We start from the raw sequence: 19343 nt of genomic DNA on the forward strand, positions 1-19343 counted from the left end.
GCTGAAACGATCTCACCGTCCCCCTCCTGCCCGGGCCGCCCATCCGCTAGCTTCCTGCCCCGGAACTCACAAGCGATCGGGGGACGTTCATGCCGAAGCTGCGCCGTGCCGTGGCCTGGGCCGTCGACTTCGCACTGGTGGTGGCGCTGGTCTCGGCGCTCGCCGTGCTCACCTTCCACCGGATCTCGGCGCTCGTCACCGACGTGCCCGAACTCGCCACCCGCAGCGGCCTGGACCTGCTGACCTCGCGCGGCGACGTGCTCGACGCGTCCCAGGACCTGGGGCTGACGCTGTGGGACAAGTCGGTGCTGTACGTCGAGCAGGCCTTCGGGCTGCTGGTGCTGACCGTGTTCCTCTACCAGTGGGGGTGTCTGGCCCTGGCCGGGCGGACGGTCGGCAAGGGCCTGGCCGGGCTGAAGGTCACACCGCGGCTGCCGCGCCGGGCGGCGCTGCGGGCCGCCGTCACCACCGCAGCGGACGTCGCCGTGTACGCGGTGGCCTGTGTGCTGCTGGTCGAGGGTCAGGTCGTGCTGTCGGTGCTGGTGTGGGCGGTCGCGGTGGTGCTGTTCCTGCTGAACGCGCTGCCGGTCCTCTCCCCCGGCGGCCGGTCCCTCGCCGACTGGGTGGCGGGTACGACGGTCACGGGGCTCTGGCTCAGCACGCCTGTCGCCACGCCCCTAGTTCGTACTTCTTGAGCAGTGAACTCAGTTTCAGGCGGCGGGACTCGGCGCAGAAGCGGCCGGTGGGCACCTCGTACTCGACGTGGAAGACGGCCTTGCCCGCCTCCACGAACGGCTTCAGGGCCCCGCACTCGTCGTACTGGGCGCACTGTTCGTTGACCGCGAAGTCGAAGTCGCCGACCAGTTCCGGGATCTGGTCCAGGTCGTTCTTCAGGCCGACGGCCAGACCCCGGTCGTGGGCCAGGCGGGCGATGAGGCGGTTGTAGCGGAGCTGGTCGGCGGCGGTCAGCGGGAAGCCCGTGTCGTTGCGGTAGCCGTCCATGTTGTCGGGCTCCACCGCGTCGAAGCCCTTGTCGCGGCACATGTCCATGCGGGCCGCCATGATCGGCTCCAGGACGTCGGTGCGGCGGATGTCGAGCCAGCGTTCGCCCTCCCAGCCGTTGCCCCGGCCGAGCACCGGCTTCGGGAACTTCTTCGCGTCCGGGCGGAACTCCTCCCAGGCACCGGTGGACAGATAACAGATGACCTTGCGGTCCTCGCGGTGCAGCCGGGCGACGGTGGCCTCGGAGTGGTCGAAGCCGTCGATGTCGTAGACCGGCACGTCGACGGAGGTGTCCAGCCGGCCGCTGAGCTGCCACTGCCAGGCCGTGCCGGGGCGGGGCTGCCAGCGAGGACCGGGCTTGTCGTCCGGGCCCTGGGTGCAGCCCGCGAGGAGCAGGACGAGCAGGACGGCGAGCAGGGGGCGTCTCACGGGGCGTTCTCCGGGTTGTGCAGGGGGTACGGCAGTGTGCCCCAAGGATGATCCCCGGTTCCGGGCACCGCGCAGTGCACCGCCGCGCCCCGCTCCCGCGCCAGGCCCTCGGGGTCGGCGCCGGGCGGCACGCCGTACACCAGGTGGCACAGCCGTACCCCGCTGTCGCGGGGCCGGGGCTGGGGAGGCAGGGCGCGGTAGGACGCCCAGGTGCCCTCGAAGGTGACGAGGACGTCGGCGATGCGGGCGTAGCAGGGGTGCGGTGCCGTGCCGTGGTTGAGGACGAGGGTGCCGCAGCCGACGCCCCAGGCGGCCACGGCCAGCCGCTGGTAGTGCTCGAACTGCTCGGGCCCGGACGGGACCTGGTCGAGGAAGGCGCCGTCGGTGCCGTACCAGTCGCGGTGCCGGGTGAGGTCGCGGACGACGTCCGTGGCGGCGCGGCGGCCGTAGTCGGTGTCGGCGTACCCCAGCACCCGGACGCCCGCCCCCTTCAGCCGGGCGGCGACCTCGGCGAAGGCCGCGTCGGGGCGGTCGCCGGGGCCGCTGGCCGGATTGAGGACGACCCCGTAGAGGCGGGGCGCGGCCGCGACGATCGCGTCCCATTCGGCGGGGCGGGCGGACGGGTGCTCGTAGTACGGGACCAGGAGAGTGCTCATCGGTGGGCGGTTGCCCTCCCCAGCAGGGCGCACACCAGGACGGCCTGGACGATGGCCGCCGTGCCGCAGACGGCAGCACCGGCCAGGTGCGGATCGCCGGTGCGGGTGACGAGGAGCAGGGTCTGGGCGAGGGCCGCGGCGCAGCACACCGCCGTCGCGCCGGTCACCGCGCCGAACGACTGGAGCAGCAGGCCCGTCCACAGGACCACGCCCAGCAGGAGCAGCCCGGCCAGCCGGACGTCGCCCGGGACCGGGGAGTGCGGCCACAGGGCGGAGACGGCGAGGCTCAGCGCGAGCAGCACCGCGAGATAGGCGGCCAGGCACTGGACGACCGTCAGGGCCGTGGTCCGCCGGAAGTCCCGGGCGGTGCCGCTGGAGCGCAGCCCGGCGAGGCTGTCGCTGCGGAAGCGGTACAGCAGCCACTCGGCGGGGCCCATGCTGAGGGTGAGCGCCACGGCGGCGGGCGCGGCGACCGCGCTGGGCTCCTCGCCGGCGAGGCCGTCGCCGAGCGCCGCGTACAGCACGAGGACGCCGGTGCCGAGTCCGAACAGGGCGTAGGGCAGGGAGCCCGTGAGCCGGGGACCGGCGGGGCGCAGGTGTGCGGGGGCGGTGCCGAACGCGCCGAAGGGGAGCAGGGCGACGAGGCCCGCCATCCAGCCGGCCTCGTCCTTCAGGGCGGGCGCCACCTCCCGCAGCGCGAGCGCCGCGACCGCCACCAGGGAGCCGAGCAGCAGCGCCAGACTCGCGGCCTCCGGCAGCGGGTCGGCCAGGGACAGGACCGCGCCCGCCGCCATCGGTGCGAGCGCGGCCAGCAGGAACCGTTCGCGGCCCATCACCAGCAGGACGGTCGCCGCCGCCAGGTAGCAGGACTGCCCGGCGGCGAAGGCGACCACGGTCCGGGCGGCGCCGCCCGCGAAGGCCAGGGCGACCAGGGAACCGAGCAGCGCGCCGGCCGGGGCGCCGAGCAGCAGGGCCCGCCGGGCGGCCATCCGGTCGCCCAGCCCCAGCCAGGCGTACGCCCGGTGGGCGAGCCCCTGGTTCCACGTCCAGCCGCACAGTGCCCCGGCCAGGAGCGGGACCGTGCCCGCAGGGAGGCCGTAGTCGCCGGGGCCCGTGAACAGGGGTGCGCCGAGCACGTAGGCGAGGCCGGGCAGGGCGAAGACGACACCGCGCAGCAGGCAGCCCAGCAGGCCCATCCGCCAGGGGTCGTGGACCGGGCCGTCGGGCTCGGGGTAGCGGCGCTCGACGCGTTCGTAGAGGGTCTCGGCGAGGGCGAAGGAGTTCTTCACCCCGTACCTCTGGCGTATCTGGTCGTCGGAGAGGCCGTCGGACTCCAGCAGGGCGGCTATCTCGTCCGGGTGGACGGCCGCGGCTATGAAGTCCTCAAGGCGGACGGCGAGTTCGTCGACCGGGTCGGGCCGGGCCCAGCTGGGGGTGCGCTGCCGGGGAATGCCGGGGAGGGTGTCCGGGCGGGAGCCCGGGGGCAGCCAGACGCTTCCGCTCACCAGCCCGCCCCGTCCGTAGCGACGGCCGCGTACCAGGGGTCGCGCAGCTCCAGGGTCCAGTCGGCCACGGTCTCCAGCGTCGGCTCGTACACCTCGTCCTCGCCCGCGAGTTCCTTGTAGATGGTGCGGAAGGCGTCCACCGAGCGGCGCAGCGTGAACCGGTCGATGACGCGCTGGCGCGACAACGCGCCCAGTTCGAGGCGCCGTTCGTCGTCCTTGAGCAGGGTCAGCGCGGCGGCGGCCATCTTCTCCGGCTCGCGCGGGGGCACCACCAGGCCCGTGTCGCCGACGGCCTCGCGCACTCCCCCGACGTCCGTCGACACCGTCGTACGGCCGCACGACATGGCCTCGATGATGGAGAACGGGAAGCCCTCCGAGATCGACGACAGCATGACGAGGTGCCCGGCCGCGTAGGCCCGCCAGACCTCGCTGATGCGGCCCTCGAAGGTCAGGCCGTCGGTGACGCCCAGTTCGGCGGCGAGCTTCTCCAGCCGGGTGCGGTAGGCCTCGCCGCCGGGCGGGACCGGGCCGAAGAGCCTCAGCCGGGTCGCCGGGATCTCGGCGCGCACCATCGCGTAGGCGCGGATCAGGGTCTCCAGGTCCTTGATGGGGTCGATCCGGCCGCACCAGGACAGGGTCGGCACCTCGGGCTCGGGGCCGGCGTGCGGGAAGGCGGCCGGGTCGACGCCGTTGTAGACCGTGCGGATCTTGTCGGCGTCGGCGCCGCCGCGCTCCTCCCAGCGGCGGTTGTACTGGTTGCACGGCGTGATCAGGTCGGCGGCGCGGTAGCCGTGGGAGTTGAGCTCGCGGTAGAAGCCGAGCATGAAGGCCTTCACGGGCCAGCGCTGGGCGCCCTGGCGGTAGCCGAGATAGCGCTCGCGCAGGTAGATGCCGTGCTCGGTGAGCAGGAACGGCACACCGTCCAGGTGGCGGGCGGCGAGCGCCGGCAGGGTCGCGAGGCCGCTGCTGACGGCGTGCGCGACGGAGTCCTCGGGGATACGGACGCCGAGCGGGCGCAGGGCGTGTTCCAGCAGGTCGGTCGCGGTCAGCGCGTCGTGCACGGTGGGGCGGGCGGCGGCCGTCGGCAGATGCGGCATGGTCCATATCCACATCAGCGACCGCAGCGCCGACTCGGTGCGCAGCGCGGCCGGCAGGCGTCCGTCGCGGGCGAGTTCGGCCAGCTCGGTCAGGGACTCGCCGAAGTCGGCGTGCGAGCCGGGGTCGAGGAAGGAGAGCAGGAAGCGCTCGTAGGTCTCGGTGAAGCGGCGGCGGGCCCTGCCGTACGGGGCTCTGGTGCGGCCGGGGCGCGGGCCCCAGGTGGGGACCGAGGTGTGCGCGCAGACGTTGGGCGGCAGTTCCCAGGTGACGGGTTCGCGGCCGTTGCCGGTGAGCGAGACGATGTGGAAGTCGACCTCGGGCATGCCCTTGACGAGCTGGTCGCACCAGGTGCTGACGCCGCCGTGGACGTGCGGGTAGGTGCCTTCCGTGAGCATGGTGACATGACGGCCTGTTCGCCTCATGCGGTGTTTCCCCCTGTGTTGCGGATGTGGTGCGGGGAACTGCTGCCCGGGTGCCGAGTGCGGGTCTCGTGTGGGCTGGTCGCGCAGTTCCCCGCGCCCCTTTAGGGCAGCTTCAAGGTGAGAGCCGACTGGAGTGCTGCCGGGGTCGTCCAGGCCGAGCGGGATCCCGCGTACGGGGTGCCGAAGTCGGTCGTGCTCAGCAGGAGTTGCTTCTTCGTGCCCTCCGGTGCCGTCACCGGGATCTGCGTTCCGGACGGTGCCGTGACCGTGACCGTGTTGCCGGTGCGGTACGCCGTGACACGGCCGTCGGCCAAGGCCGTCTGCCAGGCGGCGCGGCGCTGCACCTCGGTGCCGATGGCGCTGTGCCGGGGGTTCTCCAGTGGGGTGTTGTCGGCGAACAGCGCCCGGTAGTCGTCCAGCACCTTCTCCATGACCGGGTAGAGCAGCCGGTCCTCTGCCAGGTTGGACTGGTGCGCGTAGTGCGGCCGGGGGTCGCCGGCGAGGACGTGTCCGAGGGCGGTGCGCGCCTCCTGCGGGACGATGTGCTCGGCGTAGCCGGTGGCGGGGTCGAGCGGCTCGTCGAGGCAGGTCGAGGAGGGGTTGTCCTCGCAGACGCCGCTCCCGCCGTCGGCCCGCGAGGTGTAGACCCAGTTGTACTCGTCGGCCATCTCGGCCGCCGTGCCCACGTTGTAGTACACGTTCATCGGGTGGCGCGGGACGGTGAGGGCGTTGCCGATCGCGCGCTGCTCGGGCTCGCGGGAGTTGTCCGAGGCGACCCACTTGACGCCGGTGTCGGCGAGGGCGCCGGCCAGGTTCGGGTTGTCGGCGGGCTGCTGGGGCAGGGTCTTCAGGCCCGAGTGCTCACCGGTGACCAGTTCCGTGCGGTCGACGGGAAGGCCCTTGTTCACCGCCCAGGCGTGGTTGTCGCGGATCTGCGCGGCGATCTCGGCGCGGCTCATGTACTTGGTCGAGCCGTCGGCGTTCTTCGCGCAGCTCCACGGCACGGTGGAGGTGTCCTGCACGCAGCCGAGGAAGGGGTGTGTGTAGGTGTGGTTGACCCAGCGGTACTGGGCCTTGTCGGCGAGCAGCCGGTCGGTCAGGGCGTCGGTGCCGCCGTGCTCGGTCTTCCACTCCTCGCCCGAGCCCGCGTTGTAGACCATGTCCATGGTGAAGCCGTGCTCGCGCTGCCACTGGGCGGCGTGGGCGGCGTCGTCGGCGGTCATGCGGATCGGCGTGGTGCCCTCGCCGTCGCCGCCCGCGCAGTCGAAGTCGCCCGGGGTGCAGTTGCGCTCGGTGTCCCACCGGCTGTCCGGGGCGAACACGTCGTCGACGTGCACCGCGAAGGAGTTGCGGGTCTGCCCGAGGTGCACGCCCTGGGTGAGCCATTCGACGATGCCCCGGGCCAGCAGCCGGAACTGCTGCTGGTTGCCGTTGTAGGCGAAGGTCACGACGAGTTCGCGGCGTCCGTCGTGGGCGTACTCGCCGACGAGGCTGCCGCGGCCGCTGCCGCCGGGCACGGGGATGTCGACGTAGCTGGTGAAGCCGGCGCGGGGCCGGGCCACGTAGCCGTAACTCTCCTGGACGGCAGCCGAGTTGTCCTCGAACCTGAAGGCGCCGTCGAGGTAGCCGAACCAGCCCGCCTTTCCGGCCGCGGTGACGGATGCCTCGCGCCCGTCAAGAGTGCCCGCCCAGCCACCCTCGCTGGTGTAGTCGAGGCCGACCTCCGGATGCGCCCAGGTGTAGGCGTCGACCTGCGGGATGCCGTACGTCCGCTCGTAGGTCTCCAGGGCGGTCTGCTCGGCGGAGCCCGCGCCGAACGGGGACTCGTTCGGCAGGACGACGCCCTGGTACTTGGCGCGGGGGCTGCCGTTGACCGTGTCGCTCAGGAACGACTCGGTGATCTTCGGGCGGCCGGCGTCGTTCAGGTCGACGGTCGTGTACGGGATGCCCGTGCTTCTCAGCTGGGCGGTGACGGCCCGGACGGGGCTGTCGCCGTTGTCCACCACCAGCACCTTCAGATCGATGCGGGGTCCCTCCGCGGCCGCCGCCCCGGGTGCCATCGCCCCGGCCGTGATCATGCCGGTCACCGTCACCGCGGCGGCCGTGCTTCTCCATCCGCGCGCACGCTGCGCCATGGTTCCTCCCCCAGAAGATCCCAGAGATCCCCTTGCGGTCGAACAGAGGAGGATCCGTGGAAATCATGCAAAGCGGTGAGCAGGGCGCTCACCGGATCACGACGAGTGTGACTCAGTTCACCGACATGGAGGATCAAGAAATGGCCACTACGCCACCGTCAGGTGAACGCCCGCAGGAATGAGCGAACACGGCCACGCGCGTAGTCTCGTCGTCGAGTGTTCGCCGCACCGGGGAAGGCCCCGTGATACCCGAACCCTGAGGTCGGAATAGGGTCGGCTGTCGGGCCCGGTCGACCCACACCGTTCGACCACAGAAACTTCACATCGGAAGCGAGATTTCACTACCGTGACTGCTCTCACTCTCAGCACCGCCGCGGCGCCCGGTCTGCGGGCCGACGCCATCGTGATCGGTGTCGCCAAGGGTGCCAAGGGGCCGGTCGTCGCACCGGGCGCCGAGGCCGTGGACAAGGCGTACGACGGCAGGCTCGCCGGCGTTCTGGAGACCCTCGGCGCCTCCGGCGCCGAGGGCGAGGTGACGAAGCTGCCGGCGCCGTCCGGCTTCAAGGCACCGCTCGTGCTGGCGGTGGGCCTGGGCGCGGTGCCCGAGAAGGACGCCGGCTACGACACCGAGGCCCTGCGCAAGGCCGCCGGCATCGCCGCCCGCGCCCTGACCGGGTCCAAGAAGGCCGCCTTCGCCCTGCCCCTGACGGACGCCGCCGACGCCGGCGCGATCGGGGAGGGCGCGCTGCTCGGCGCGTACTCCTTCGACGCCTACAAGGAGAACGGCAAGGACCCCAAGGCGAAGAACGGCAAGGCCCCCCTCGCCGAGGTCGCCCTGCTCGGCGGCAAGCCCCGCGACAAGGCGTACAAGGCCGCGATCGAGCGTGCCGTCGCCGTGTCCGAGGAGCTCAACCGCGCCCGCGACCTGGTCAACACCCCGCCGAACGACCTGAACCCCGAGTCGTTCGCCGCGATCGCGCAGGCGGCGGCCAAGGAGCACGGCATCAAGGTGCAGGTGCTCGACGTGAAGGCCCTGGAGAAGGGCGGCTACGGCGGCATCCTCGGCGTCGGGGCCGGCTCGGCGGCGGGTCCGCGCCTGGTGAAGCTGTCGTACACGTCCTCCAAGGCGAAGAAGCACCTCGCCTTCGTCGGCAAGGGCATCACGTACGACTCGGGCGGCATCTCGCTGAAGCCGGCCGGTCACAACGAGACGATGAAGTGCGACATGAGCGGCGCGGCCGCGGTGTTCGCCGCGGTCGTGGCGGCCGCCCGGCTGGGGCTGGAGGTCAACGTCACCGGCTGGCTGGCGCTGGCCGAGAACATGCCCTCCGGGTCCGCGACCCGTCCGGGTGACGTGCTGCGGATGTACAGCGGCAAGACCGTGGAGGTGCTCAACACCGACGCGGAGGGCCGGCTGGTGCTGGCCGACGCCCTGTGGGCGGCGTCCCAGGAGAAGCCGGACGCGATCGTGGACGTCGCGACGCTGACCGGGGCGATGGTGCTGGCGCTGGGGAACCGGACGTTCGGGATCATGGGCAACGACGACTCCTTCCGTACGGCGCTGTACGAGGCGGCGCAGGAGGTCGGGGAGCCGGCGTGGCCGATGCCGCTGCCGGAACACCTGCGCAAGGGGATGGACTCCCCCACGGCCGACATCGCGAACATGGGTGAGCGGATGGGCGGCGGGCTGGTAGCCGGACTGTTCCTGCGCGAGTTCGTGGGCGAGGGGATCACCTGGGCGCACCTCGACATCGCGGGCCCGGCCTTCAACGAGGGCGGGCCGTTCGGTTACACGCCGAAGGGCGGCACGGGCAGTGGTGTGCGGACGTTGGTGCGGCTGGCCGAACTGACGGCCGCGGGTGATCTGGGCTGAGTTCCGCCTGAGAGCTCGGTCTCGCCGGTCGTGTGGCGAGTGCGGGGGCGTGGGGGCTGTTCGCGCAGTTCCCCGCGCCCCTGTCTGAACGTGGGGCGTCTCACACAGCAGCCCGGCGTCTCCTTCTGTGCTGACAAGTGCGAAGATGGGGCTCGGCAGGACAGGGCCCCACCGAAGGGCCGAAGAACGAGCGGCCGGACACCAGCCGCCTGCCGGTCAGTGAAGACCGGCGTACGGCGCACATGCATGGAGGACGTGACGTGGCGAACGACGCCAGCACCGTTTTCGACCTAGTGATCCTCGGCGGTGGCAGCGGTGGTTACGCCGCGGCCCTGCGCGGGGCGCAGCTGGGCCTGGACGTCGCCCTGATCGAGAAGGACAAGGTCGGCGGCACCTGCCTGCACCGGGGATGCATCCCCACCAAGGCCCTGCTGCACGCGGGTGAGATCGCCGACCAGGCCCGCGAGAGCGAGCAGTTCGGTGTGAAGGCCACCCTCGAGGGCATCGACATCGCCGGCGTCCACAAGTACAAGGACGGCGTGGTCGCCGGCCTGTACAAGGGGCTCCAGGGGCTCGTCGCCTCCCGCAAGGTGACCTACATCGAGGGTGAGGGCCGTCTCTCCTCCCCCACCTCTGTCGACGTGAACGGCCGGCGGGTGCAGGGCCGCCACGTGCTGCTGGCCACCGGCTCCGTGCCGAAGTCGCTGCCCGGCCTGGAGATCGACGGCGACCGGATCATCTCCTCGGACCACGCCCTCGTCCTGGACCGTGTGCCGAAGTCCGCGATCATCCTCGGCGGCGGTGTCATCGGCGTCGAGTTCGCCTCCGCGTGGAAGTCCTTCGGCACCGACGTCACCATCGTCGAGGGCCTGAAGCACCTCGTCCCGGTCGAGGACGAGAACTCCTCCAAGCTGCTGGAGCGCGCCTTCCGCAAGCGCGGCATCAAGTTCAACCTGGGCACCTTCTTCGAGAAGGCCGAGTACACCCAGGACGGTGTCAAGGTCACCCTCGCCGACGGCAAGCAGTTCGAGGCCGAGGTCCTGCTCGTCGCCATCGGCCGCGGCCCGGTCTCCCAGGGCCTGGGCTACGAGGAGCAGGGCGTCGCGATGGACCGCGGCTACGTCCTGGTCGACGAGTACATGCGCACCAACGTCCCGACCATCTCCGCCGTCGGTGACCTCGTCCCGACCCTCCAGCTCGCGCACGTCGGCTTCGCCGAGGGCATCCTGGTGGCGGAGCGCCTGGCCGGTCTGAAGACCGTCCCGATCGACTACGACGGTGTCCCGCGGGTGACGTACTGCCACCCGGAGGTCGCCTCCGTCGGCATCACCGAGGCCAAGGCCAAGGAGATCTACGGCGCGGACAAGGTCGTCGCTCTGAAGTACAACCTCGCGGGCAACGGCAGGAGCAAGATCCTGAACACCGCGGGCGAGATCAAGCTCGTCCAGGTCAAGGACGGTGCCGTCGTCGGCGTCCACATGGTCGGCGACCGCATGGGCGAGCAGGTCGGCGAAGCCCAGCTGATCTACAACTGGGAGGCGCTGCCCGCCGAGGTCGCACAGCTCATCCACGCCCACCCGACGCAGAACGAGGCGCTCGGCGAGGCCCACCTGGCCCTGGCCGGCAAGCCCCTCCACGCGCACGACTGACCCCTCGGTCGACGAACGCGACGACACAGACTTCCGCACTTTCCGTAAGGAGCAACCGAAACCATGGCGGTTTCCGTAACCCTTCCGGCGCTCGGCGAGAGCGTCACCGAGGGCACTGTCACCCGCTGGCTGAAGGCCGAGGGTGAGCGCGTCGAGGCCGACGAGCCGCTGCTCGAGGTCTCCACCGACAAGGTCGACACCGAGATCCCCTCCCCCGCGTCCGGCGTGCTGTCCTCCATCAAGGTCGCCGAGGACGAGACGGTCGAGGTCGGCGCCGAGCTGGCCCTGATCGACGACGGCAGCGGCGCGCCCGCCGCCGCCCCGGCCCCGCAGGCCGAGCAGGTCGCCGAGCCCGCCCCCGAGCCGGCCCCGGCCGCCCCGTCCACCGAGCAGGCCGCCCCGGCGCCCGCTCCCACCGCCGACGCCGCTGCCGGCGGCGGGTCCGCCGAGGGCACGGACGTCGTCCTGCCCGCGCTCGGCGAGTCCGTCACCGAGGGCACCGTCACCCGCTGGCTGAAGTCGGTCGGTGACAGCGTCGAGGCCGACGAGCCGCTGCTGGAGGTGTCGACGGACAAGGTCGACACCGAGATCCCCGCCCCCACCTCCGGCACACTGCTGGAGATCGTGGTCGGCGAGGACGAGACCGCCGAGGTCGGCGCCAAGCTGGCCGTCATCGGCGTGGCGGGTGCCGCTCCGGCCGCCGCCCCGGCGCAGGAGGCCCCGGCCGCCCCGGCCCAGCCCGAGCCCACCCCGGCTCCGGCCGCTGCTCCGGCTCCGGCGCAGCCCGCCCCGGCCCCGCAGGCTCCGTCCGCCCCGGCTCCGCAGCAGCAGGTCACCCCGGCTCCCGAGCCGGCCCCGGCCGCTCCTGCTCCCGCCCCGGCTCCGGCCCAGGCCCCGGCCGCTCCGGCCGCCGCCAAGCCGGCCGACGACGGTGCCTACGTCACCCCGCTGGTGCGCAAGCTCGCCGCCGAGAACGGCGTCGACCTGTCCACCGTCAAGGGCACCGGCGTCGGCGGCCGTATCCGCAAGCAGGACGTCATGGCCGCCGCCGAGGCCGCCAAGGCCGCCGCCGCTGCCCCGGCTCCGGCCGCGGCTGCTCCGGCTGCCGCGAAGAAGGCCCCCGCGCTGGAGGCGTCCCCGCTGCGCGGCCAGACCATCAAGATGCCGCGGATCCGCAAGGTCATCGGCGACAACATGGTCAAGGCCCTGCACGAGCAGGCCCAGCTGTCCTCGGTCGTCGAGGTCGACGTCACGCGCCTGATGAAGCTGCGCGCCCGTGCCAAGGACGCGTTCTCGGCCCGTGAGGGCGTCAAGCTCTCCCCGATGCCGTTCTTCGTCAAGGCCGCGGCCCAGGCGCTGAAGGCGCACGCGCCGATCAACGCCAAGATCAACGAGGCCGAGGGGACCATCACCTACTTCGACACCGAGAACATCGGTATCGCGGTGGACTCCGAGAAGGGCCTGATGACCCCGGTCATCAAGAACGCCGGTGACCTCAACCTCGCCGGTATCGCCAAGGCCACGGCCGAGCTCGCGGGCAAGGTGCGGGCCAACAAGATCACCCCGGACGAGCTGTCCGGCGCGACCTTCACCATCTCCAACACCGGGTCGCGCGGCGCGCTCTTCGACACGATCATCGTGCCGCCGGGCCAGGTCGCCATCCTCGGCATCGGCGCCACGGTCAAGCGCCCTGCCGTCATCGACACCGAGGACGGCCCCGTCATCGGCGTCCGCGACATGACGTACCTGACCCTGTCCTACGACCACCGCCTGGTGGACGGCGCCGACGCCGCCCGCTACCTGACGGCGGTCAAGGCCATCCTGGAGGCGGGCGAGTTCGAGGTCGAGCTCGGCCTCTGACCTTCCTTCACGGCTGAGCGGTGCCCCTGTCCGGAAATCCCCGGGCGGGGGCACCGCCTGTTTTTCAGGGGCGCGGGGCCGTATCGATGTGCGGCTCCGCCGCGTGGGCGCGAGCAACCCCCCACAACCGTCAGCCGAACGACAACCCGACTCCCCCATGTAAGTCTCGTCTCACCTGCACCAAGACACCCCCACCCGCCCCACCCGCGGAGCGAACCGGCCGTATTGTCTAAACGTCAATCCCGACTGAGGAGCCCTCATGACCGCGCCCGTCATCCACTCGCTGCGCGAGCAGATCCGCGAGCACATCCTGGAGGGCATCATCAGCGGACGCTGGCAGCCGGGTGAGCGGATCGTCGAGCGCCGGATCGCCACGGAGCTGGAAGTCAGCCAGACCCCGGTCCGTGAGGCGCTGCGCGAACTGGAGTCCCTGCGCCTGATCGAGTCCGCCCCGAACAAGGGCGTCCGCGTCAGGAACCTGACGGCCGCCGACCTGGAAGAGAGCTACCCGGTCCGGGCCGGCCTGGAGGCCATCGCCGCGGAACTGGCGGCCCAGGGCCTCGCCGAGGACTGCTCGGCCCTGGAACCCCATGTCAGCGCCCTCTACGAGGCCGACCGCATGTCCGACGGCACGGCCCAGGTCCGTCACACCGTGGCCTTCCACCGCGAACTGGTCCGCGCGGCGGGCAACTCGGTCCTGCTGCACACCTGGGAAGGCCTCGGCATCGAGGTGTTCACGGCCCTGTCGATCCGCTGGCTGGGCACCCGGCAGCAGTCGTACGCCGAGGAGCACGAGGAGCTGGTCGCCGCCTTCAAGCGCCGCGACCCCCGGATCGCCGAGCTCGTGAAGGCGCACGTCCTGGGCTGCGCGCCCCGGGCGTGACACCCGAGCACACCCCCGCTCAAACGCCTCCCACCTGCGAAAACCCAGAGCCACGCCGTCACCGCGTGCCACCGCTGGAGGCACCCCGTGCCTACTTTCTCGTGATCAAGAGGTTTTGCCCCTCAACCCTTTGATCGATCATCGATCAGCGAGTTACAGTCGCCGACGGGCTTGCCACCCAAGCTCCAGCCCTGTCCTGCCAAAGACAAAGGGCACCCCCGATCCCCTTACGTGAGGGAACCCCCTTCGACTGAGGAAGGCGGCGACATGACCGACCCCAACGCCATCCAGCCGAGCGAGCTCGACCAGCTCCCGGACCGGGACCCGGAGGAGACCGCCGAATGGCAGGCCTCCCTGGACGCGGTGACCGAGGCGGCCGGGCCGCACCGTGCCGCGTACCTGATGCGGCGCACGCTGGAGCGTGCCGAGGGCGCCGGCATCGCGCTGCCGAAGCTCCTGGAGACGGACTACGTCAACTCCATCCCCACCGCCGCCGAGCCGGCCGTGCCCGGTGACGAGGCGATGGAGCAGCGGATCACCGCGTGGAACCGCTGGAACGCGGCCGCGATGGTCACCCGGGGCAGCAAGTACGGCGTCGGCGGCCACATCGCCACCTTCGCCTCCGCGGCCTGGCTCTACGAGACCGGCTTCAACCACTTCTTCAAAGGCAAAGAGGCCGACGGCTCCGGCGACCAGCTCTACATCCAGGGCCACGCCTCCCCCGGCATCTACGCCCGCGCGTTCCTCGACGGCCGTCTGACCGAGGAGCAGCTCGACAACTTCCGCCGCGAGGCGGGCGGCAACGGCCTGCCCTCCTACCCGCACCCGCGCCGCCTGCCCTGGCTGTGGGAGTTCCCGACCGTCTCCATGGGTCTGGGCCCGCTCTCCGCCATCTACCAGGCGCGTTTCAACCGCTACCTCACCAACCGCGGCATCAAGGACACCTCCGCCTCGCACGTGTGGGCGTTCCTCGGTGACGGCGAGATGGACGAGCCCGAGTCGACGGCGGCCCTCGCGCTGGCGGCCCGTGAGGAGCTGGACAACCTCACCTTCGTCATCAACTGCAACCTGCAGCGCCTCGACGGCCCGGTCCGCGCCAACTTCAAGATCGTGCAGGAGCTGGAAGCCCAGTTCCGCGGTGCCGGCTGGAACGTCATCAAGACGCTGTGGGGCACGGCCTGGGACGAGCTGTTCCAGCTCGACACCACGGGCGCGCTGGTACGCCGTCTGCGCCAGGTACCGGACGCGCAGATCCAGACGTACCAGACCCGCGACGCGGCCTACATCCGCCAGGACTTCTTCGGCGCCGACCCGGCGCTGGCGGAGCTGGCGAAGCTGCTGAGCGACGACAAGATCCTCGAGTGTTTCCACTTCTCGCGCGGTGGTCACGAGTCCCGCAAGGTGTACGCCGCGTACAAGGCGGCCGTCGAGCACAAGGGCGCGCCGACCGTGATCCTCGCCCAGACGGTCAAGGGCCACACCCTCGGTGAGGGCTTCGCGTCGAAGAACGCCAACCACCAGATGAAGAAGCTCTCGGTGGACGAGTTCAAGAACATGCGCGACCTGCTCGGCCTGCCGATCAAGGACAGCGACTTCGTCGACGGCGTGGTGCCCTACGGCCACCCGGGCGCCGACTCCCCCGAGGTCCGCTACCTCCAGGAGCGCCGTGCCGCCCTCGGCGGTCCGGCCCCGGCCCGCCGCGTGCACCCGGTCGCGCCGCTGCCCGCCCCGGCGGACAAGGCGTTCGCGTCCTTCGACAAGGGCTCCGGCTCGCAGAACGTGGCCACCACCATGGCGTTCGTCCGCCTGGTCAAGGACCTGGTCCGCGACAAGGAGACCGGCAAGCGCTGGGTGCCGATCGTCCCCGACGAGGCCCGTACCTTCGGCATGGAGAGCCTCTTCCCGTCCCTGGGCATCTACTCGCCCAAGGGCCAGACGTACGAGCCGGTCGACCGCGACCAGCTGATGTACTACAAGGAGGCCAAGAACGGCCAGATCCTCAACGAGGGGATCACCGAGGCCGGTTCGATGGCCGACTTCATCGCCGCTTCGACGTCGTACGCGACGCACGGCGAGACGATGATCCCGTTCTACATCTTCTACTCGATGTTCGGCTGGCAGCGCACGGCCGACCAGATGTGGCAGCTCGGCGACCAGCTCGGCCGCGGCTTCCTCGTCGGCGCCACGGCGGGCCGTACGACGCTGACCGGTGAGGGCCTCCAGCACGCCGACGGCCACTCCCCCGTCATCGCCGCGACGAACCCGGCGGCGCTGACGTACGACCCGGCGTTCGCGTACGAGGTCGCGGTCATCGTCAAGGACGGTCTGCGCCGGATGTACGGCGAGGCGGCCCCGGGTGAGGACCAGAACGTCTTCTACTACCTGACCGTCTACAACGAGCCGCTGCCGCAGCCCGCGAAGCCGTCCGTGGACGGCATCGACGAGGGCATCGTCAAGGGCCTGTACCGCTTCAACACGGCGGAGTCGGCGGGCATCACGCCGCCGGCCAACGCCCCGCGGATCCAGCTGCTCGGCTCCGGTACGGCGATCCACTGGGCGCTCAGGGCGCAGCAGTTGCTCGCCGAGGAGTGGGGCGTGGCGGCCGATGTGTGGTCGGCGACGTCCTGGAGCGAGCTGCGCCGGGACGCCCTGGAGGCCGACGAGGCACTGCTGCGCGGTGAGGAGCGGGTGCCGTTCGTCCGGCAGGCGCTCCAGGGCACCGAAGGCCCGGTGCTGGCGGTCTCCGACTACATGCGCCAGGTCCCGGACCAGATCGCGCAGTGGGTCGAGCAGGACTGGTCCTCGCTGGGCGCCGACGGCTTCGGCCTCTCGGACACCCGTGAGGCGGCCCGCCGCCACTTCGGCGTCGACGCCGAGTCGATCGTCGTCGCGGCCCTGGCCCAGCTGGCCAAGCGCGGCGAGGTCAAGGCGACGGCCGTGAAGGAAGCGCGCGCGAAGTACGGCCTGTAAGGGCTGTCCGGCAGGAGGCTCCCGCTGCTGCGGGGGCCTCCTGCTGCATCATGTGGTCCATGCGCGCTGCCCGGCTCATCAAGATGGTGCTGCTGCTCCAGTCCCGGCCCTCCATGACGGCCGCCGAACTCGCCCGTGAGCTGGAGGTGTCCGAGCGGACGGTCACCCGGGACGCCCAGGCGCTGTCGGAGGCGGGTGTGCCGGTGTACGCGGACCGGGGCCGCGTCGGCGGGTACCGGCTGGTCGGCGGGTACCGTACGCGGCTGACCGGGCTGCACCGCAGCGAGGCCGAGGCGCTGTTCCTGTCCGGGGTGCCGGGGGCGCTGCGCGAGATGGGGCTGGAGGACGCGGCCTCGGCGGCCCGGCTGAAGGTGTCCGCGGCTCTGCTGCCCTCCCTGCGGGACGCGTCGAGGACGGCGGCGCAGCGGTTCCATCTGGACGCGCCGAACTGGTTCAGGGAGCCGGAGACGCCCGTGCTGCTGCCGGCGGTCGCCGACGCGGTGTGGGACGACCGGCGGATCACCGCGCGCTACCGGCGCGGCGAGGACGAGGTCGTCCGGGAGCTGGAGCCGTACGGGCTCGTGCTGAAGGCGGGCGTCTGGTACCTGTGCGCACGGGTGGCCGGGGGCGGCTCCTTCCGGGTGTACCGGATCGACCGGTTCACGGCGGTGGAGCCGGGCGAGGAGCGCTTCGAGCGGGAGCCGGAGTTCGATCTGCCGGCCTTCTGGGAGGAGCGGGCGGAGCAGTTCGCGCGCTCCATCCTGCGGGCGCGGGTCGTGGTGCGGCTGTCCCCGGACGGTGTACGCGGACTGCCGCACGCCCTCGACTCGCTGTCCGCCCGCGAGGCCCTGGCGGGCGCCGACGCCCCGGACGGCGACGGCTGGGTGACGGTGGCCCTGCCGGTGGAGTCCGAGGAGGTCGCCCACACCCAGCTGACGGCGCTGGGCCCGGAGGTGGAGGTACTGGCGCCGGAGAGCCTGCGCGAGCGGTTCGCCGGGGACGCGCTGCGGCTGGCCGGGCTGTACCACCCCCGGGACGGCGTATAACGATCCCGCGCACTCCGGGTGCGCCCCCGTGCCCCAGGGCCGATGCTGGACCCGTGATGGACGAGACGGAGTTCTGGGAGCTGGTGGACGACACCCGGGAGGCCGCCGAGGGCGACCCGGAGGAGCAGGCCGACCTGCTCGTGGAGCGGCTCACGCAGAAGGACCCGGACTCGGTCCTGGACTTCGCCCGGCACTTCGAGTCCCGCTACAACCGCGCCTACCGCTGGGACCTGTGGGGCGCCGCCTGGGTGCTGCTCGACGGGGCGAGCGACGACGCCTTCGACTTCTTCCGGTGCTGGCTGATCGGCCAGGGCCGCCATGTCTTCGAGGGCGCCGTGCACGACCCGGACTCGCTCGCCGATCTGCTGGGCGACTTCGACGAGGAGATCGACGGCGACGGCGAGGAGCTCGGCTACGCGGCGGACGAGGCCTACGAGCAGCTCACCGGCACGGTCGCCCCGGACCTGGCGATCCCGCCCCCGCCCCCGGAACCGGAGGGCACCCCGCTGGACTTCGAGAACGAGGACCTGCTCGCCGAGCGCTATCCCCGGCTGTGGCAGCGCTTCAGGGGCTGAATCAGGCGACGGGGCGGCGGCTCGTGTCGGACGGGAGGGCGTGCGTCCGGTCCCCCGCCCCCGCGTCGTGCAGCGGGGCGGCGTTGGCCTGGTCGAGGGCGGACGCGGTGGCCGCGGCCGGGCCCAGGACGACGGTCGCGACCGCGCACAGCACCGCCCAGGGGCCGCCCGGCCGGGTGCGCGCCGGATCCTCCGTACGGCTGCTGTTCATGATCCCCACCTCCGGTCGGCCCGCTGTGGGGACGACGGTAGGGCGCCGGGATCGGAGGACGCTGCGTGCCGGCTGTGGCCTTCCTGTGGACCCGCCGGCCGGCCCTGCAACCGGGCGGCCAGCTGTCTGATCTCCGGCAGCCTGGCGTGCAGGGCGGCGCCCGGGCAGCTGGTCATGTAGCCGTCGTTGTGGCCGGCGAGGGCGGGCAGCTCGGCGGTGGTGCCTGCCGCGTACCGGCTCAGGCCGTTGCTGGAGACCAGGCGGACGCGCGATCGCGGGTCTGTGCCGGTCAGGCCCAGCTTCCAGGCGGACAGCGCGGCGATGGCGCGGATCATCGCCCGGGGTACGGGCATGCCCGCGGTGAAGGTGCCGAGTGCGGCGATGCCGGTGGTGCGGTGGTTGAAGCCCTGGGTGTGGGCGCCGGTGACGGCCCGCTCGATGCCGCCGGCGCGGCCCTCGTAGACGGTGCCGCAGCGGTCGACGACGAAGTTGTAGCCGATGTCGTCCCAGTCGCGGGTGCCGGTCTGGCCGGTGTACAGGTCCCGGAGGATGCGGGGCGCGTCGGCGCAGTCGTAGCCGTTGGGCGAGTCGGTGTGGTGGACGAAGACGGCGGCGACCCGGTCGTCGTAGCGCGGGCGGGGCTGCTTGCGTGCGGCGTCGCCCAGCCACTGCGATCTCGGCACGATGTGCGGGCGGGGTGCGGCGTAGGGCGTGGCGGCGGGGCGGTGCGTGGCCGGGCGGGCGCTGGTCTCGGCGGCGTTCTCGACGCCGTGGGCGCACAGCACCAGCGCCGCGACGGCGGCCACGCCCGGCAGGCAGCCGAGCAGCACCCGGGCCGCGCGCGGCATACCGGCTGCGCCGGGTGTCCCGGCGGTGCGGTGCCTGCGCGTGCCCCGCCGTCTTCGGAAGACACGCATGGACCCACTGTCGGCCTGATCCGGTCCGTCCGCGATGTGTGATGTGCCACCCGGTGGAACCATCGTCACGGTCCGCGGCGTTTTTCCGAGTGCACGCGCGCGTGGCCGGTTC

Annotated in this window: 16 protein-coding genes; 9 read left to right on the forward strand and 7 right to left on the reverse strand. The window is 71.9% G+C overall.

All coding sequences use genetic code 11. The features are described 5' to 3' along the window. Positions 1 to 89: 89 nt before the first annotated feature. Positions 90 to 695: a hypothetical protein gene (locus ACH4G3_RS28125; RefSeq protein WP_397627117.1), complete on the forward strand. Its 606-nt coding sequence runs from the start codon at positions 90 to 92 to the stop codon at positions 693 to 695. Here ACH4G3_RS28125 and ACH4G3_RS28130 read toward each other — a convergent pair. The 5 genes from ACH4G3_RS28130 to ACH4G3_RS28150 all read right to left on the reverse strand — a co-directional run bounded on the left by ACH4G3_RS28130 (position 655) and on the right by ACH4G3_RS28150 (position 7247). Continuing rightward, positions 655 to 1431, reverse strand: coding sequence for an endo alpha-1,4 polygalactosaminidase (locus tag ACH4G3_RS28130; RefSeq protein ID WP_397627118.1), 777 nt, complete (start codon positions 1429 to 1431; stop codon positions 655 to 657). The genes ACH4G3_RS28125 and ACH4G3_RS28130 overlap by 41 nt on opposite strands. Then, positions 1428 to 2087 (reverse strand): spherulation-specific family 4 protein, encoded by a 660-nt coding sequence (locus ACH4G3_RS28135; protein WP_397627119.1) that lies wholly within the window; start codon positions 2085 to 2087, stop codon positions 1428 to 1430. Before ACH4G3_RS28135 ends, ACH4G3_RS28130 begins: the two co-directional genes overlap by 4 nt. After that, positions 2084 to 3592, reverse strand: a complete 1509-nt coding sequence (locus ACH4G3_RS28140; protein WP_397627120.1) for a hypothetical protein — start codon at positions 3590 to 3592, stop codon at positions 2084 to 2086. Before ACH4G3_RS28140 ends, ACH4G3_RS28135 begins: the two co-directional genes overlap by 4 nt. Next, on the reverse strand, positions 3589 to 5112 hold the full coding sequence (gene pelF, locus ACH4G3_RS28145; RefSeq protein WP_397627121.1) for a GT4 family glycosyltransferase PelF: 1524 nt from the start codon (positions 5110 to 5112) through the stop codon (positions 3589 to 3591). Before pelF ends, ACH4G3_RS28140 begins: the two co-directional genes overlap by 4 nt. Before the next feature lie 101 nt (positions 5113 to 5213). After that, complete coding sequence (locus tag ACH4G3_RS28150) at positions 5214 to 7247, reverse strand: hypothetical protein (RefSeq protein WP_397627122.1); 2034 nt, start codon at positions 7245 to 7247, stop codon at positions 5214 to 5216. A 56-nt stretch (positions 7248 to 7303) separates the two neighbouring features. Between ACH4G3_RS28150 and ACH4G3_RS28155 the strand changes: the two genes are divergently transcribed. The 8 genes from ACH4G3_RS28155 to ACH4G3_RS28190 all read left to right on the forward strand — a co-directional run bounded on the left by ACH4G3_RS28155 (position 7304) and on the right by ACH4G3_RS28190 (position 18103). Further along, positions 7304 to 7429: a hypothetical protein gene (locus tag ACH4G3_RS28155; protein ID WP_397627123.1), complete on the forward strand. Its 126-nt coding sequence runs from the start codon at positions 7304 to 7306 to the stop codon at positions 7427 to 7429. Between the two features lie 164 nt (positions 7430 to 7593). Continuing rightward, complete coding sequence (locus ACH4G3_RS28160) at positions 7594 to 9120, forward strand: leucyl aminopeptidase (protein WP_397627124.1); 1527 nt, start codon at positions 7594 to 7596, stop codon at positions 9118 to 9120. Between the two features lie 260 nt (positions 9121 to 9380). Further along, positions 9381 to 10769, forward strand: coding sequence for a dihydrolipoyl dehydrogenase (gene lpdA / locus ACH4G3_RS28165; RefSeq protein ID WP_397621347.1), 1389 nt, complete (start codon positions 9381 to 9383; stop codon positions 10767 to 10769). Between the two features lie 63 nt (positions 10770 to 10832). Continuing rightward, positions 10833 to 12629 carry a 2-oxoglutarate dehydrogenase, E2 component, dihydrolipoamide succinyltransferase gene (gene sucB, locus ACH4G3_RS28170; RefSeq protein WP_397627125.1) on the forward strand — a complete coding sequence of 599 codons (1797 nt, stop codon included), beginning with the start codon at positions 10833 to 10835 and terminating at the stop codon, positions 12627 to 12629. 259 nt (positions 12630 to 12888) lie between these two features. Next, the gene (locus ACH4G3_RS28175; protein WP_397627126.1) at positions 12889 to 13512 is read left to right on the forward strand and encodes a GntR family transcriptional regulator; all 624 of its coding nucleotides are present in this window, start codon (positions 12889 to 12891) and stop codon (positions 13510 to 13512) included. Between the two features lie 267 nt (positions 13513 to 13779). Beyond that, entirely contained in the window at positions 13780 to 16482 is a 2703-nt protein-coding gene (gene aceE, locus ACH4G3_RS28180) for a pyruvate dehydrogenase (acetyl-transferring), homodimeric type (protein WP_397627127.1), read from the forward strand. 59 nt (positions 16483 to 16541) lie between these two features. After that, positions 16542 to 17528: a helix-turn-helix transcriptional regulator gene (locus ACH4G3_RS28185; protein WP_397627128.1), complete on the forward strand. Its 987-nt coding sequence runs from the start codon at positions 16542 to 16544 to the stop codon at positions 17526 to 17528. Positions 17529 to 17584: 56 nt separating this feature from the next. Next, positions 17585 to 18103: a DUF4240 domain-containing protein gene (locus ACH4G3_RS28190; RefSeq protein WP_397627245.1), complete on the forward strand. Its 519-nt coding sequence runs from the start codon at positions 17585 to 17587 to the stop codon at positions 18101 to 18103. Position 18104: 1 nt separating this feature from the next. Here ACH4G3_RS28190 and ACH4G3_RS28195 read toward each other — a convergent pair whose 3' ends face one another. Next, entirely contained in the window at positions 18105 to 18314 is a 210-nt protein-coding gene (locus ACH4G3_RS28195; protein WP_397627129.1) for a hypothetical protein, read from the reverse strand. Then, positions 18311 to 19162, reverse strand: a complete 852-nt coding sequence (locus ACH4G3_RS28200) for a peptidoglycan recognition protein family protein (protein ID WP_397627246.1) — start codon at positions 19160 to 19162, stop codon at positions 18311 to 18313. Before ACH4G3_RS28200 ends, ACH4G3_RS28195 begins: the two co-directional genes overlap by 4 nt. Between the last annotated feature and the right edge of the window lie 181 nt (positions 19163 to 19343).

This window comes from Streptomyces afghaniensis (assembly GCF_044327915.1).
Taxonomy (GTDB): domain Bacteria; phylum Actinomycetota; class Actinomycetes; order Streptomycetales; family Streptomycetaceae; genus Streptomyces; species Streptomyces afghaniensis.